Source organism: Leifsonia sp. HAY1-4F, from assembly GCF_056755275.1.
Genome location: NZ_JBNDHX010000585.1, coordinates 1 through 239, shown reverse-complemented (window position 1 = coordinate 239; position 239 = coordinate 1). Strand labels below are relative to the sequence as shown.

Annotated in this window: 1 protein-coding gene; it reads right to left on the bottom strand. The window is 71.5% G+C overall.

Going from position 1 to position 239, the window contains the following annotated elements; all coding sequences use genetic code 11:
• Positions 1–80: 80 nt before the first annotated feature.
• Positions 81–239, bottom strand: a 159-nt coding sequence (locus ACPYOG_RS20590) for an aldo/keto reductase (RefSeq protein WP_481295921.1), incomplete at its 5' end; no start/stop codon positions are given.

The following is a 239-nucleotide window of genomic DNA, read 5'->3' as shown; positions in this document are numbered from 1 at the left end:
ATCCCCGCTCCGATCGCTCCCACCACGCCTTGTTCGCGGAGCTCGACGAGGGCCGCGACACCGGTCGTGGAGGCGGCCTCCTAGTGCTCGTCCGGATCGTGGAGGTAGGCGATGTCGAGGTGGTCGGTGCCGGTCCGGGCGAGGGACGCCTCCACCGAGCGCAGGATCCCGTCCCGGCTGAAGTTCCAGACCCGGCGGGTAGCGGGGGGGACGACGAAGCCGTCGTCGTCCCGCTGGTC